This window comes from Paraburkholderia sp. Ac-20340, from assembly GCF_017104965.1.
GTDB lineage: Bacteria > Pseudomonadota > Gammaproteobacteria > Burkholderiales > Burkholderiaceae > Paraburkholderia.
Map to the genome: position 1 here is coordinate 78542 of NZ_JAAGPR010000034.1, position 13443 is coordinate 91984.

The following is a 13443-nucleotide window of genomic DNA, read 5'->3' on the forward strand; positions in this document are numbered from 1 at the left end:
CGACGCGTTTAGCCGGCGAACGGCGTGGCAAGGCCCACGAGCGGCACGATATCGTTGACGCCGGTAGCGATGTGCTCAGCCGCCACGCCATACACGTGCAGCGAAATACACGGCCCGGCCATCTCGTCGATGGCGCGCGAGAGGCGGTGGATGCCCGCACGGCCACGCCCGCCGAAGGCCACCGTGCCAGCATTGCGTGCATGAGCGCGCAGAACCGTCGCGCCATCGCGCTCTGCATCCCATCGATACAGCGTTTCGGTCAGCGTGCCTTCGAGCACCGCATAGCCGCACCACGTATGGTGCGCGTGGATCGGGCTTGCCTGGCCCGGCAGCCACACCAGTGCGGCGACCGCATATCGCCCGGCGGGGCACGCGGCGAGCAGATGCCGCCGATAGCGCGTCGCGCAGCCTTCGCGTTGCGCGGGCGTGACCAGCGCGGGATCGGCTAGCGCAAGCCGCAGCGCCGCGCGCACGCCTTGCGCAAACGCGGCGCAGCGCGACGGATCGTCGGGCGTGCGACAGGCCTCGAACGCCGCATCGAGCGCGGCGCACAGCCGTGCCACGGCGGCAGGGTGATCGGCTAAAGCGGATGGCGCTGCGGCCCGCAGCAGGGCCGGATCGGTAGGGGCGTTCATGGATTCTCTCGTCGCGTTGTTCTCCATGAAGAGTTATACCGGCGCGCGCCGAGAAACAGTTTCCATTCTTTTTTATAGATGCGGCGTAAGATAGAAGAAAGTTCTACGTTTCGGGGTAGCTGGGAATGGATATCATCGATAGAAAGCTGGTCGAGCTGTTGCAGGACGACGCGACCATGCCTGTCGCGGAACTCGCGCAACGCGTCAATCTCTCGCAGACGCCGTGCTGGAAACGCGTCCAGCGCCTGAAGGAAACCGGCGTGATTCGCGCGCAGGTCGCGCTGTGCGATCCGAAGAAGCTGGGCGTGGGCACGACCGTATTCGTCAACGTGCGCACCAATCAGCACACCGAAGCCTGGGCGCAGAGTTTTACGCGCGTGGTGCAGGACATTCCCGAGATCGTCGAGTGCTATCGCATGAGCGGCGAGACCGACTATCTGCTGCGCGTGGTGGTGTCCGATATCGACGACTTCGATCGCGTCTACAAGCAACTGATTCGCTCGGTGCCGCTGTTCGACGTGAGTTCGAGTTTCGCGATGGAGCAGATCAAGTATTCGACGGCCTTGCCGGTACGGGGCGTGTGATATCGCGCGCCGCACGAATGCCGGCTATTCCTCGAACCGCAAGCCGTCTGCAAGGCGTCGCGGCGTAGAATGCCCGTTCCCTCTTTCAGCCGGGCAGGCCACGATCCATGGACGATAAGCGCAAGAAGAACCCCACCGTTGGCGTTGGCGTGTTTATCGTGGTGGTGGTGCTCATCGTGATCGGCACTGTGCTGTTCAATGCGATGCGCAGCAAGCGCGAGTATGACGAGACGGTAGGCGCTCAGGTGGCTAGTTCGGCGGCCAGTTCGGTGGCCAGCGCGGCGGCCAGCGTTGCAACGAGCGCACCGCAGGCGAGCGGCGCAGCGCAATAACGCCAGCCGCTCAAAGCCGCGCTTATTCTTCCGGCAGCCGGATCAGGCTGGCGTCCTTGCGGATCAGCCATGAGGCCGCGAGCATCTGCTTGCACTGGTGCGCGAGCAGTTTCACATCTTGCGCGAGGTCGCTGGTGGCGCCGATCGCGCGTTCCGCTTCCACCACCATGGTGTCCAGATCGCGCGTCATGCGGCGCGTGATCTCGATTTGATCCTCGGGCACGGGCGTTCCGGCTTCGGCGGCCACGAGGTTTTCGCGCACGCAGTTCAGCGCCTGGTCGAGCGCGTCGAGGCGCATGGCTGGCGCGGCCTGATCGGCATTGGCGGCGCTGCGCAACAGCGGCGCGGAAGCCGTGATCTGCGACGCCAGCACGTGGCTGCGCACCAGCAGATCGTTGAGTTCGGGCACGAACTTCTGCGCCGATTTCGGTTCGAGCATCATGCGCTGGAACGCCTGGCCGAGATTCGCGAACGCCACATGCACGTTCTTGCGCGCGAGGCGATAGCGGAAGTCGCGGGCGAGCGAGGGCACAGCGGCGGCGGCTGCACCCACTCCTGCCGATGCGGGCAACGGTGTTGCGGCAGCCTGCGCATTGGCCTGAGCCGATACTTTCGCGCCGACAGCCGCTACCGGAGCCGGCGCCAAAGCCGTTGCGCCAGCACCGTCGAGCGCGAGCGCCGCTTCTTCGTGGGCTGCCTGGGCCGCCTGAGCGCTGGCGGCATGGGTCGTTTGCGCGGCCACGCGCGCCGCGCTTTCGGTCAGCATCGGCCCGGCGAAAGCCGCCTGTGCATTGCCGGCGCTGGCAGTCTGACTCGTGCGGCCGCTCCACCACCAGCTCGCTTCCAGATAACCGCGTGTCGCGGCGATCATGTCCTGCACCAGCTTGCCCATCAGCCGGTATTCCCAGTACGGGAACAGATGGCTCGCGCCGATCGCGATCATGCAGCCTACGACCGTATCGATGGCGCGCTCGCCGATGATGCGCATGCTGCCCGGCGCCAGCAGATGGAACATCAGCAGCACATAGGCCGAGGTGAACACCACGCTCGCCGTGTAGTTGAACAGCAGCAGGCTGTAGCTCATCACCATCGCCGCGAACATCGACACCAGCAGCACGAGCGGCTGCTTCACGAGCAGGATCAGCGCAATACTGGCCACGCAGCCGATCAGCGTGCCGACGATACGCTGCGCGTTGCGCTGGCGCGTCAGCGAATAGCCGGGCTTCAGGATGATGATGCTCGTCATCACGATCCAGTAGGCGTTGGTGAGCGGCAGCAGCCGCCCGAGCCAGAAGCCCACGGCGACTGCAATCGTCACGCGCAGCGCGTGGCGAAAGCTCGGCGAGGCCATCGTGAGATTCGAGAAAATCTGCAGCCACGAGACGCGCCGGTTGGTGACGAAGCGCGTGAGGGCTTCGTCGATGCGCAGCTCGGTTTCGGTGGTCGGCACTTCGCTCGCGAGGCTGCGGCGCATGCGGTCGATCAGGCGCGTCGCGCTCCAGATGCGGCGAAACGATGCCGAGATCGCGGCGTAGGCTTCGGGGTCTTTGGCCGGCAGATCGCGCCGCTTGAGCAGATCGAGTTCGAATTCGATCGCGCGCAGTTCCGCCTTCACGTTGATGTTCGCGCGCGGCGCTTCGTTCTGCAGCACGGCGAGACCGATGTCTTCGAGATCGGCCGCGGCCTTGCGGATCAGATCGCGATAGAACACCAGCAGATCGGAGCCGCCGAAGGTGTTGCGCACGAGCGGGTAGTCGGTGTGCGCGCCCACGAACAGTTCGTGCAGATCGACCGTGTTGATGAAAAGGTTGAAGTGCATCGCGCGCCGCGCATCGACGCGTCCGCTCCTGAGCTTCGGCAGATTGCGCAGCACGATGTCGCGCGCCGCGTCCTGGCGCTCGACCGCCGCGATCTGTTTGGCGACCAGATTACGGAAACACTCGTCGAGATCGTTGTCGAGATCGAAAAACTGCGCGCGTGCGAGCAGGTAGTCGGCGCAGGCAAACACGCTTTCGGCCAGCGCCTGTTGCTCGATCCGGTCGAGCATCAGGCGGCTCACGAGCGTCGACCAGGCCGTGTACCAGAGCCCGCCCAGCAGAATCCACGCGGCGTTGATGAGCGCCTGGTGCGGCGTGAAATGCTCCTCCAGCGTCATCACCATCATGAACAGCGTGGCGAAGCTGATCTGCGGCCAGCGGTTGCCGTAGACGACGATCAGCGACAGCACGAAGGTGAGCGGGACGACCGTGGCCCAGAGCGCGATCGGGCTGAAGGTGGCGAGGCCGGTGGCGTAGGCGGATAGAAAACCGATCACGCTGCACGCCAGCATCTCGTTGCGCTTGTACTTGAGCGGGCCGGGCATGTCGACCACGCAGGCGCCGAGCGCGCCGGTCGAGAGGGTGAAGCCCAGCTCGCTCTTGTCGAACACGAACAGACACAGAATGGCCGGAAGCGAGATGCCGACCGCGATGCGCAGACCGCCGTAGAAGTACTGGCTATAAAGGAACTTCCTGATTTCTACGGAATAGCGCATCGACTGCCATGGATTTCGGATGCGGACGAAAGCGCCGCGGACTGTGGCGCTGAGTTTAAATGATTTCGGGTGCGATCCGTCCGTCTCTGTATTCGGGGATGCGCGCGCGCCCGCCCGGTGCGCGCGCCGTTCGCGCTAGTCCGCGCTGAGCGTCGGCGCATCGCCGAGCAGGCCGTGCGTGCCGCGGATGCGGCGCATGCGCGTGCGATACCAGAAGGTCCACGCGAGCAGGGCGCCGAACATGCAGTAGCCGAGAATCGGCGAGACCACGAGGAAGCGCTCGATCGGCCAGGTGGCGGCCAGCCAGGTGCGCAGCGAGGCATCGCCGATCAGGCCCACGCCCCAGACAAACGTCAGCAGGCGCATGGCCGTCGCAAAGCTGCGGTTCTCGCTCCACAACAGTTCGAGCCGGCCGACGCCTTCGCGGGTCTGGCGCGCCACCGTGGCGCGCGTGAGATAGAACACGAGCGGCCGGCGCGCCAGCAGCGAAAGCACAAACGTGACGCCGATCGCGCCGGTGGAAAAGCTCTCGCGCATCAACAACGCGCGCGTGCCGCCGCCGAACGCCATCGCGATCAGCGAGAGCACGATGCCGAGCAGGATCACCGCCGAGAGCGCATCGATACGCCTGAAGCGCACCAGCTCGACGATCGTCCACGCCAGCGGCGGAACCGCCGAGGCAATCAGGCCGCCGACTTCGCCCCAATAAGGTTGGGCGAGCCGGTACGCGACCCAGGGCAGCAGCAGATTGACCGCCATTTCGGCGACGAATGCTGGACGCACTTTCATGGGATGCGTACTCCAGAAAAAGGATGAACAAAGTATGGTTCACGCGCGGACCATCGGCAATCCGTGGATCGCGGCGCGAGGTTGCAGCGTTCGCATCTTGCGTGCCCGATGTGGCGTGGCGCTCGAAGCGGGACTGCATTGCGCCTGCTGTGCGCCATATCGCCGTGGACGGCTTCATGCGACACTGCAACGTTATTCGCCCGATTCCACGCCGTTATTGCCATGTCCGATCGCCTGTCCATCCCGCTGCACGAAGTCGAACTCGTCGCCGTTCGCGCGCAGGGCGCGGGCGGCCAGAACGTCAACAAGGTGTCGAGTGCGATTCATCTGCGCTTCGATATCCGCGCGTCGTCCTTGCCCGAAGTCATCAAGATGCGCCTGCTTGCGCTCGCCGACCGGCGCATCACGCACGAAGGCGTGGTCGTTCTCAAATCGCAGGAGTACCGCACGCAGGAGCTGAACCGCGAGGCGGCGCTCGTGCGTCTCGATGCGCTGATCGAAAGTGTCAGCGTGACGCGCAAGGCGCGGGTGGCGACGCGGCCCACGCGCGCTTCGAAGATGCGGCGTCTGGACGGCAAGTCGCGCCGCAGCGAGATCAAATCCGGGCGTCAGCGTGTGACGGAATAACGCAGCGCGTCGGGCGGATCTGGTTGCAATTGGCTGGGATGGGTGCCGCAGAGCGCGCCATTGCGGCGCAGGGCGTTGAAACAGGTAGTGGCGCGCGCGACCGGAGCGGCCGCGCGGCGTGCAGCGTGTTCGGCCGTATCAGTGCGTCGTATCGGGCACGTCGAGGATCAGGATGATGGTCCAGTCGGCGTCGCCTTCATGGTGATACTGGCGCTCCGCGACGATGAACGGCTGCTGCTTGCCTTCCGGCCCGAGGAACAGGACGTCGCCTTCCATCGGCAGGCATTCGACCGGGGGCAGGGCGAGGAAAGCCTCGGTGCCCTTGCCGCGCGGCATCAGCTTTTCGATCTTGCGGGATGCCGCTTCGGTCCATTCGATGTCGAGCTGGATGTTGCTCATGGATGTTTCTCCGCGCGAGTCGCGCACAAAGTAGGGGGAATTTCGAGGTGCGCGACTTTAGCATAACCCGCGCGCGCGCCGACCTGTGGGCGCGTTGGCGTCAAATGTTCCCGTCCTTCTTGCTGCGCAAAACAAAAAAGCCGAGGCCGGGGACCGGCGTCGGCTTTTCAGGCGTGGCTCAAGCGTTATCGGAGGATTACTGATCCGACTTCGGCGGGGCCTTGTGATGCGGATGGCCGCCTTTCTTGTGATGCTTCATGGGCATTTCCGCCGGCGCCTGCGCAGCGGCCTGCTGGCGCGACTGGAGATCCTGCGCGCGTTGCTCGACATCGGCGGCTTTGGCCGGATCGGTGCTCATCATGACGCCGTTATCCGATTGTGCATAGGCGGCGCCCGTCAGTGCGGACAGCGAAATCAGGACTGCGAGGGACACTTTTTTCATCACTACCTCCGAAGAGCGGTTTATGGACCCAGCTGGTGCCTGCCGAGCAGGAAAAGGCATGTCATTCTAACGATCAACCTGGGTTGGCAGATGACATCGCATCAGGCTTGCGCGCGCGATTTACAACTCCTTACATCTGCCCGGGTCCCATCCTGACACATCTGACCCGATCACGGCGACGACGTGCTCATGCGGGCTCTCATGCAGCCTTAGACGGTTACTTCGGCCCGCGCGCTGGACCGTGACTAGAACCAGCCAAGCATGACGTAGACGTGAAACTGCGCAATCCCGATCAATTCGTGCAGCGCGGTTTCTGCGCTGCGCAGGTTGCCGCGGCGCGGCCAGAGGCCAAGGCGCACATGCCGTACCTCGGATATGGCCGCCACCGGGTGCATGCCGAAGCGCCCGAAGTCCAGCATCGCGCGTGCCATGTGATACGACGAGGTTACGACGAAGAGCGTATCGGCGCGCTGGGCGTGCACGATCGGCGCGACGTTGCGGGCGTTCTGCCAGGTCGTGAGACTGGTGTTTTCGAGGATGAGATCGTCGCGGGTGATGCCGGCGCGCAACAGCCAGGGCGCATAGGTATCGGCTTCGCTGGCGGCGTGATGCTGCGGATTGCCGCCGCTCACGATCACCTTGCACAGACCCCCGGCGGCAACGCAGCGCTGGTGCAGCGCAGCCGACAACCGGATGCGCGCATAGACGTCGTGCTGCGGCGCCAGCGAGCCGTCGTCCATGACATCGATGCCGCCGCCCAGCATCACGATGGCGGTGCGCGGGCCGAACGAGGTGGCGTTCGGCGAAGCGGGATCGTAGGGAGTACGATAGGACAGCGGCTGGGCCAGATCGAGCAGCGGCTTTGTCAGCCACCCTGCCGCGAGCAGCCAGAAAAAGATGACAGCACCAAACGCCACCGCCCGGCGTTGACGGCGCCACAGCACGAATAGCGCAAAAAATAGCGCAAATATTCCGAATAGAATCAATTTGAATGAGGTAACGTATTGTTTTTCGGGATGAAGCATGTCGCGCGTGAATCGGCCGCCAATGGCCACCGCGATGATCATGCCGGAAGCGACGACCTTGCGCGGCGAAGCGCTCCACAACGAGCGGCTGTCGTTCTGCGCGGCGTCCGGTGCTTTCGCGGGGGCCCGAATAACCTGCAGTCCGTGCCACGGCGCAGGACAGCGCAAGGCGCGCGGCGAACGGCTGCGTAGCGCTTGCCGGCCTTGCGCCCTATCAGGCGGAATGGCAGCGGGACTGCATTTTAAGAAAGATGTGAGATGACCACGTATTCCAACGAAGCAGTACTCGAAGCCTTGCGGCGGGTGCAGTATCGGCAGGTCCCGTGGGCGCGTAGTCCCAGAGTTTTCCAATATCTGCGTAATCTCGGCCTGATGGATACCGTCAGGCAGCGCACCGTGGCTCCTGCTCCCGGCTTCCATGCTCCCGTCGATATCGCCGTGCTGACCGAGCGCGGCCGCGCGGAATTCGCGCGCCTCGCCCGCGACGAACGTTCTCTCCAGTGGACCGACCAGCGTACGGCCGACTACGTGGCCGAAGCGCTCGCCCAGTCTTCCGACGAAGCGGGCTCCACCGCTTTATAGCCAGCCAAAAAAAAGCCCGTATCGAAAGATACGGGCTTACCGGTATTACTGCTGCCACGCTGTGCTTAATGGCAAAGGGATAGACCGCGCGCTCGCGCGGTGGTTCCCGTCTTCGTCACGCCATCGACACGATTGCAGCGCGTAATTATTCGTTTCGCATTTATTTCGCGTTAATTCATTTCGCAGACCGGAGCTTCGCACAGCCGCTCCGTCGATCGTTTCGCTCGTTCCGCTTTGAGCGCGGTGCGCTAGTGGCGTGCGCGCGGCGGCTCGGATCGCGGCGGCGGAGTACGGCGCGCGTTATCGACGATATCGCTGCGCAGATCGCCGCGCGGCACCGGCTGGACATTGTCGGCGGGGCGAGCGCCTGCGGACGGCCAGGCGTGCGCGCCCGTGCGGGCGATGGGCCAATGCGGTGCGCTGGACTGGGGCGGCTGGGCCGTCGCATCGTTCGAGAGCCATGACGCCACCACGGTGGGCAGGGCAAGCGACGCGAGCAGGGCGAGGGCGGACAGCGAAACCATGATGCCCCGATTGTGCAGAGTCATGGATCTCATGGCAGCCTCCCGTCAGAGCGGGTTTTGGACTTGAGTGAACATGCCTCTAAGGTACGGTCGTGCGCGAAAGCATGCTGTAAATATTGGTAAAGAGATGTTTCGCGCGCATCGATCGGGCGTGCGCAGGCCCAATCCGGCGAGGTTTAACGCCGTTTGACGAATTTAGAGGAAGCGCACCAGCGCCTGTCTGCGCGTGCCTTCGAGTGAGCTCGATGTGGCAGGCAGACAACGCCCGGAAAGGCTCGAAGCCTCGGTGGCTGGCGGCGAGCGCCGCGAGGGAAATCGCCGGACGCGAAAGGCGCCCGGCGCAAAGTGCGAGAAGTGAACGTGAATCTGTTGCCGGCCAGCAGGTTCAGGCCATCTTGACGGGCGCGCGCCACGATTCCGGGTTGGTCCAGAATGCGCCGCGCAGACGGTCGCGGCTCGGCGGTGCCGGCGGCTTGGTGGCGGTGGCGCCGATGCGTCCGCGCAGCGAAATTTCGCGGCCGCTCGTGCCCAGGCGCTTCACGATTTCGGCGAGCGTGCCGTCAGCCTGCCATTCGTCGAAGCGGCGGCGGCAGGTGGGCGGCGAGGGGTAGCGGCCCGGCAGCTTGGACCAGCCTTCACCCGTCGACAGCACCCACAGCACTGCGTTGACCACAGCACGCGCTTCGACGCGAGGCCGTCCACGGCGCTCGCTCCGTGCGGGTTCCGCACAGAACAACGCCTCGACCAGGGCCCATTCGTTATCTCTCAAATCGTCGAACAGCATCATGTTTCACCTCAGCGAAGCTATCTCCGGTGCGCTGCCCCGCGCTGCGCACTCTTCATGTACCCCGACCGGTTGGCGGAGTACCAGGCGGAATCGGTTGGGACGGGCCAGTCTCTTTCAAACATCGGACCGTCCGCCGATCCTGTGTCTGCCTTAATGCGAGAAGCGTGCCAGCTCACACGCTTTCGTCTCGAAGCCGCGTGGCATCAAGCCCGCGCGGGTGCTTGCCAGGGGCGTATGAGACTCGAAAACGCATGGCCGGGAAATCGGGACAATCACCAATCTTGTGCAAACAGGCCCGCCAGGCGTGCGTTTTAGCTGCATTGCTGCACTGCGGCGAACAATGACCGGTGCGATTCACTCCGCTGTAACGATCCAGCAAGCGATTAAAATTGCATCAAACAAAGTGATTCATGAGGCGAATGGATGAATGTGACGTTGCGGCAATTGCGGGTGTTCATCGAAGTCGCGCGTTTGCAGAGCTTCAGCCGCGCGGGCGATGAAATCGGTCTCACGCAGTCGGCGGTGAGCCGTTGCGTGCGCGAGCTGGAAACCGAGATGGGCGTGAAGCTCGTCGATCGCACCACGCGCGAGGTGCAGCTGACCGACGTGGGCGCGAACCTGATCGCGACGATTCCGCGTCTGATCGGCGATCTGGACGACGCGCTGCGCGAGATCCGCGAAATCGGCGAGCAGCGGCGCGGGCGCGTGGTGGTGGCGGCCAGTCCGACCGTCGCCTGCCGGCTGATGCCCGAAGTGGTGGCCGCGTGCGGACGGCAGTTTCCGTACGTCACGCTCGGCCTGCGTGACGATGTGCAAAGCGATGTGGTGCGCAAGGTCCGTTCGGGCGAGGTGGATTTCGGCGTCGTGATCGGGCCCTTCGTGGGCGCGGCGGCCGCCGAGGATCTGGAGACCGAGTTGCTGGCCACCGATTCGTTCTGCGTGGTGGTGCGCGGCGATCATCCGCTCGCGAGCCGCGACGAGGTGCCGTGGACGGCGCTCGACGGCGAGCGGCTGGTGATGCTCGATCATGCGTCGGGCAGTCGTCCGCTGATCGACGCGGTGATGCAGGAGCAGGGCGTGAGCGCGCGCATCGTGCAGGAACTGGGGCATCCGGCCACGGTGTTCGGGCTGGTCGAAGCGGGGGTGGGGGTGAGCGTGCTGCCGTGGCTGGCCTTGCCGGTGCCGGCCGGGTCGTCGCTGCTGGCGCGCTCGCTGGTGCCGCGCGCCGAACGCACGGTCGAGCTCGTGCGACGGCGCGATCGTTCGCTTTCGCCGGCGGCCGAGGCCGTCTGGACGCTGATCCGCGAACTGGGCGGGCAGCGCTGAGCGCGGCTCTGGAGGTGTTGTGCGGGTTTTGTGGCGCTAAACTGACGGTCGGAATCGGATGTCATTCGACCGTCACTTCACCGTCAACCTTCACGGAATCCCCCGATGCGCGATCTCGATCTGTCCTCGTCCGTTAGTCCGTCGTTGAACACTACGCAAGCGGCTCTCGCCGCGCCTGGCATGGCGCGCGAAGCGGTGCAGGCGCTGCGCGCGTCGCAGATCCGCGAAGTGGCGAATGCGGGCTTTGGCGTGGCGGACGTGCTGCCGTTCTGGTTCGGCGAATCCGATCGCGTGACGCCGGCCTTTATCCGCGAAGCCGCCGCCGCGGCGCTCACGCGCGGCGACACGTTCTACACCCACAACCTGGGTATCGCGCCGCTGCGCGAGGCGCTGTCGCGCTATGTGAGCGATCTGCACGGCCCGACGCCGATGGAGAGCATCGCGGTGACGAGTGCCGGCGTGAACGCGCTGATGCTGGCCGCGCAACTTGTCGCCGGCGCGGGCGACCGTGTCGTTGCGGTGACGCCGCTGTGGCCGAATCTCGTCGAGATTCCAAAGATTCTGGGCGCCAGCGTGGCGACGGTCGCGCTCGATTACGGTGCGCGCGGCTGGACGCTCGATCTCGATCGTCTGCTGGCCGCGCTCACGCCGGGCACGAAGCTGCTCATGATCAACTCGCCGAACAATCCGACCGGCTGGGTGATGACCCGCGACGAACAGCGCACCGTGCTGGAGCATTGCCGTCGCCACGGCATCTGGATCGTCGCCGACGAAGTCTACGAGCGGCTCTACTACGGCGAAGCCGGCGAGCGCGCCGCGCCGTCGTTTCTCGATCTGGCCGCGCGCGACGAACGGCTGATCTGTGTGAATTCGTTCTCGAAGGCCTGGCTCATGACCGGCTGGCGGCTGGGCTGGATGGTCGCGCCGCGCACGCTGATGGACGACCTGAGCAAGCTGGTCGAATACAACACTTCGTGTGCGCCGTCGTTCGTGCAGCAGGCCGGCGTGGTGGCGGTCGAACAGGGCGAGGCGTCCACGCAGACGCTGGTGGCCGATCTGCGCGCCTCGCGCGATCACCTGGCCGCGGCGCTGGCGCCGTTGCCAGGCGTCGACGTCAAGGTGCCGCATGGCGCCATGTATCTGTTCTTCCGTCTCGCAGGCGCGCAGAGCAGTCTCGAACTCTGCAAGGCGCTGGTGCGCGAAGCGGGGCTCGGACTCGCGCCGGGCAGCGCGTTCGGCCCGGAAGGCGAGGGCTTCGTGCGCTGGTGCTATGCCTGCGATCCGGCGCGGCTCGATGCGGGTGTGGCGCGTCTTGCCGGCTATCTGGCGGAGCATGGCGGGCTGTGAGTGACGTCGTTGCGATGCCGTTCGCATCGATCGAATGGCACGCGAATGGCGATCGAGCGACGAACATTCGGCGATCGATGCGCAATCAATACGCCATTGACGGAATCGGTCTAAAACACGCCCGGAGGCGACTTTACGCCCCCGGCGTTTTTGCGTAAGATGGCGCTCAGTCACGCGATTCCCTGCGGGAATTTCGCTGCTCCGTCCGGCTGGGTCTGGCACTTTGTCTGTTCAAGCATCGCAAAGTACCGTAAAGCGGCCCCCCGGTGCGTGCTCCCATCAATATGACCGATCAGAATCGGGCGAGCGCGTCTCCAGTTCCACATCGTCTTTCGTCTGTCTGATCCGGTTCCTTGAACCTGATTTACCTTACTTAGGGTCTGACCTGGCTGCATGAATACCCAAGAGGCGAAGATCGTCCTCGAGACTGCATTGATCTGCACGCAGGAGCCGCTGAAGATCGGCGAACTGCGCAAGCTGTTTGCCGACGACATTTCGGCCGACACAGTCCGTAACCTGCTCGAAGACCTGCGCCAGGAATGGTCGGGGCGCGGCGTGGAACTGGTAGGCCTCGCATCAGGCTGGCGCTTCCAGAGCAAGCCGGCCATGCGCACGTATCTCGATCGCCTGCATCCCGAAAAGCCGCCGCGCTATTCGCGCGCCGTGCTTGAAACGCTCGCGATCATCGCGTACCGGCAGCCGGTCACGCGTGGCGACATCGAGGAAATTCGCGGGGTGACGGTCAACACGCAGGTCGTCAAGCAGCTCGAGGACCGTAACTGGATCGAGGTCATCGGTCATCGGGACGTGCCGGGACGCCCGGCTTTGTATGCCACGACGCGCCAGTTTCTCGACGATCTCGGCTTGAGATCGCTCGACGAACTGCCGCCGCTCGACGATCCGTCGAACCAGTTGGGCGAGCAGTTGCTGGCCCAGCATGCGATCGAATTCCCGGAAAGCGAAGTGGCGCAGTTGATCGCCGAAGGCACGCAGGCGAGTCTCGACGCTCTCGATGCGGCGGTTGAGGCGGCGGTCGATTCCGCCGTTGACGCCACAGGCACGGCCGATGCGGACGATGAAACCATCGCCGAAGCGGTCCATGGCTCGCATGAAAACGACGCGCCGCCATCCGCCGAAGTACCGGATGCAACGCCGTCCGCAGCAACACCGGCGCACGCCGAAGACGCCAACGCCGAAGCCGCCCTCGCGCAGGACTTCGACGCCGGGCGCGTCGATGCGGGCGCAACGGAGCTGGCTGGCCACGCTGCCGGCGAGCCCGCAGAAGAACACGAAGACCGCCGCGACGCGGCGCAGGACGACCCCGTCTCGACGACGGACGACGACGCCGCCCGACGCGGCATCTGAAGCAACAAACACACTGACGCGCCCCTCGCAACCGGGCGCGCAACCTGACATTTCGAGGTTGTTTTGACTGATATCCACGACACCGATTCGGGCGACGCGCCCGAATCCTCGCGTCGCGCGTCCTCCGCGCGCCATAACGACAGATA

The 13443-nt window shown here is 64.8% G+C and carries 14 protein-coding genes and 1 pseudogene; 7 read left to right on the forward strand and 8 right to left on the reverse strand.

Annotated features, from left to right (window positions below):
• Positions 1 to 8: 8 nt before the first annotated feature.
• Positions 9 to 635, reverse strand: a complete 627-nt coding sequence (locus G3N59_RS30180) for a cysteine dioxygenase family protein (protein WP_205986489.1) — start codon at positions 633 to 635, stop codon at positions 9 to 11.
• 125 nt (positions 636 to 760) lie between these two features.
• Between G3N59_RS30180 and G3N59_RS30185 the strand changes: the two genes are divergently transcribed.
• Both G3N59_RS30185 and G3N59_RS30190 read left to right on the forward strand, forming a co-directional pair.
• Positions 761 to 1219 (forward strand): Lrp/AsnC family transcriptional regulator, encoded by a 459-nt coding sequence (locus G3N59_RS30185; RefSeq protein ID WP_205986490.1) that lies wholly within the window; start codon positions 761 to 763, stop codon positions 1217 to 1219.
• A gap of 107 nt (positions 1220 to 1326) precedes the next feature.
• The gene (locus G3N59_RS30190) at positions 1327 to 1551 is read left to right on the forward strand and encodes a hypothetical protein (RefSeq protein WP_205986491.1); all 225 of its coding nucleotides are present in this window, start codon (positions 1327 to 1329) and stop codon (positions 1549 to 1551) included.
• Between the two features lie 22 nt (positions 1552 to 1573).
• Here the strand turns inward: G3N59_RS30190 and G3N59_RS30195 are convergent, their stop codons facing one another.
• Both G3N59_RS30195 and G3N59_RS30200 read right to left on the reverse strand, forming a co-directional pair.
• Positions 1574 to 4084: an FUSC family membrane protein gene (locus G3N59_RS30195; protein ID WP_205986492.1), complete on the reverse strand. Its 2511-nt coding sequence runs from the start codon at positions 4082 to 4084 to the stop codon at positions 1574 to 1576.
• 135 nt (positions 4085 to 4219) lie between these two features.
• Positions 4220 to 4873 (reverse strand): VC0807 family protein, encoded by a 654-nt coding sequence (locus G3N59_RS30200; RefSeq protein WP_205986493.1) that lies wholly within the window; start codon positions 4871 to 4873, stop codon positions 4220 to 4222.
• 222 nt (positions 4874 to 5095) lie between these two features.
• Here G3N59_RS30200 and arfB point away from each other — a divergent pair, with 222 nt between their 5' ends.
• Positions 5096 to 5500: an alternative ribosome rescue aminoacyl-tRNA hydrolase ArfB gene (gene arfB, locus G3N59_RS30205; protein WP_205986494.1), complete on the forward strand. Its 405-nt coding sequence runs from the start codon at positions 5096 to 5098 to the stop codon at positions 5498 to 5500.
• Between the two features lie 138 nt (positions 5501 to 5638).
• Here the strand turns inward: arfB and G3N59_RS30210 are convergent, their stop codons facing one another.
• From G3N59_RS30210 to G3N59_RS37480, 3 genes are all read right to left on the reverse strand, one after another.
• On the reverse strand, positions 5639 to 5899 hold the full coding sequence (locus tag G3N59_RS30210; protein WP_027818234.1) for a hypothetical protein: 261 nt from the start codon (positions 5897 to 5899) through the stop codon (positions 5639 to 5641).
• Between the two features lie 196 nt (positions 5900 to 6095).
• Entirely contained in the window at positions 6096 to 6341 is a 246-nt protein-coding gene (locus tag G3N59_RS30215; RefSeq protein WP_205986495.1) for a hypothetical protein, read from the reverse strand.
• 245 nt (positions 6342 to 6586) lie between these two features.
• A complete protein-coding gene (locus tag G3N59_RS37480) occupies positions 6587 to 7786 on the reverse strand; it encodes a YdcF family protein (RefSeq protein WP_346777962.1) in 1200 nt (399 codons plus the stop codon).
• On the opposite strand from G3N59_RS37480, the gene G3N59_RS30225 reads away from it, so the two are divergent.
• On the forward strand, positions 7670 to 7948 hold the full coding sequence (locus G3N59_RS30225) for a hypothetical protein (RefSeq protein ID WP_346777963.1): 279 nt from the start codon (positions 7670 to 7672) through the stop codon (positions 7946 to 7948). The two genes, G3N59_RS37480 and G3N59_RS30225, sit on opposite strands and share 117 nt — an antisense overlap.
• Positions 7949 to 8196: 248 nt before the next feature.
• Here the strand turns inward: G3N59_RS30225 and G3N59_RS30230 are convergent, their stop codons facing one another.
• A complete protein-coding gene (locus tag G3N59_RS30230) occupies positions 8197 to 8505 on the reverse strand; it encodes a hypothetical protein (protein WP_205986497.1) in 309 nt (102 codons plus the stop codon).
• 364 nt (positions 8506 to 8869) lie between these two features.
• Positions 8870 to 9256, reverse strand: a pseudogene (locus tag G3N59_RS30235) (transposase); the annotation flags it as partial.
• Positions 9257 to 9682: 426 nt separating this feature from the next.
• Between G3N59_RS30235 and G3N59_RS30240 the strand changes: the two are divergent.
• The 3 genes from G3N59_RS30240 (at position 9683) to scpB (ending at position 13297) form a co-directional block, all read left to right on the forward strand.
• Positions 9683 to 10585 carry a LysR family transcriptional regulator gene (locus tag G3N59_RS30240; RefSeq protein ID WP_205986498.1) on the forward strand — a complete coding sequence of 301 codons (903 nt, stop codon included), beginning with the start codon at positions 9683 to 9685 and terminating at the stop codon, positions 10583 to 10585.
• Positions 10586 to 10765: 180 nt separating this feature from the next.
• Positions 10766 to 11932 (forward strand): pyridoxal phosphate-dependent aminotransferase, encoded by a 1167-nt coding sequence (locus tag G3N59_RS30245; protein ID WP_241024449.1) that lies wholly within the window; start codon positions 10766 to 10768, stop codon positions 11930 to 11932.
• A 393-nt stretch (positions 11933 to 12325) separates the two neighbouring features.
• A complete protein-coding gene (scpB, locus tag G3N59_RS30250) occupies positions 12326 to 13297 on the forward strand; it encodes an SMC-Scp complex subunit ScpB (RefSeq protein WP_205986500.1) in 972 nt (323 codons plus the stop codon).
• Positions 13298 to 13443: the final 146 nt, after the last annotated feature.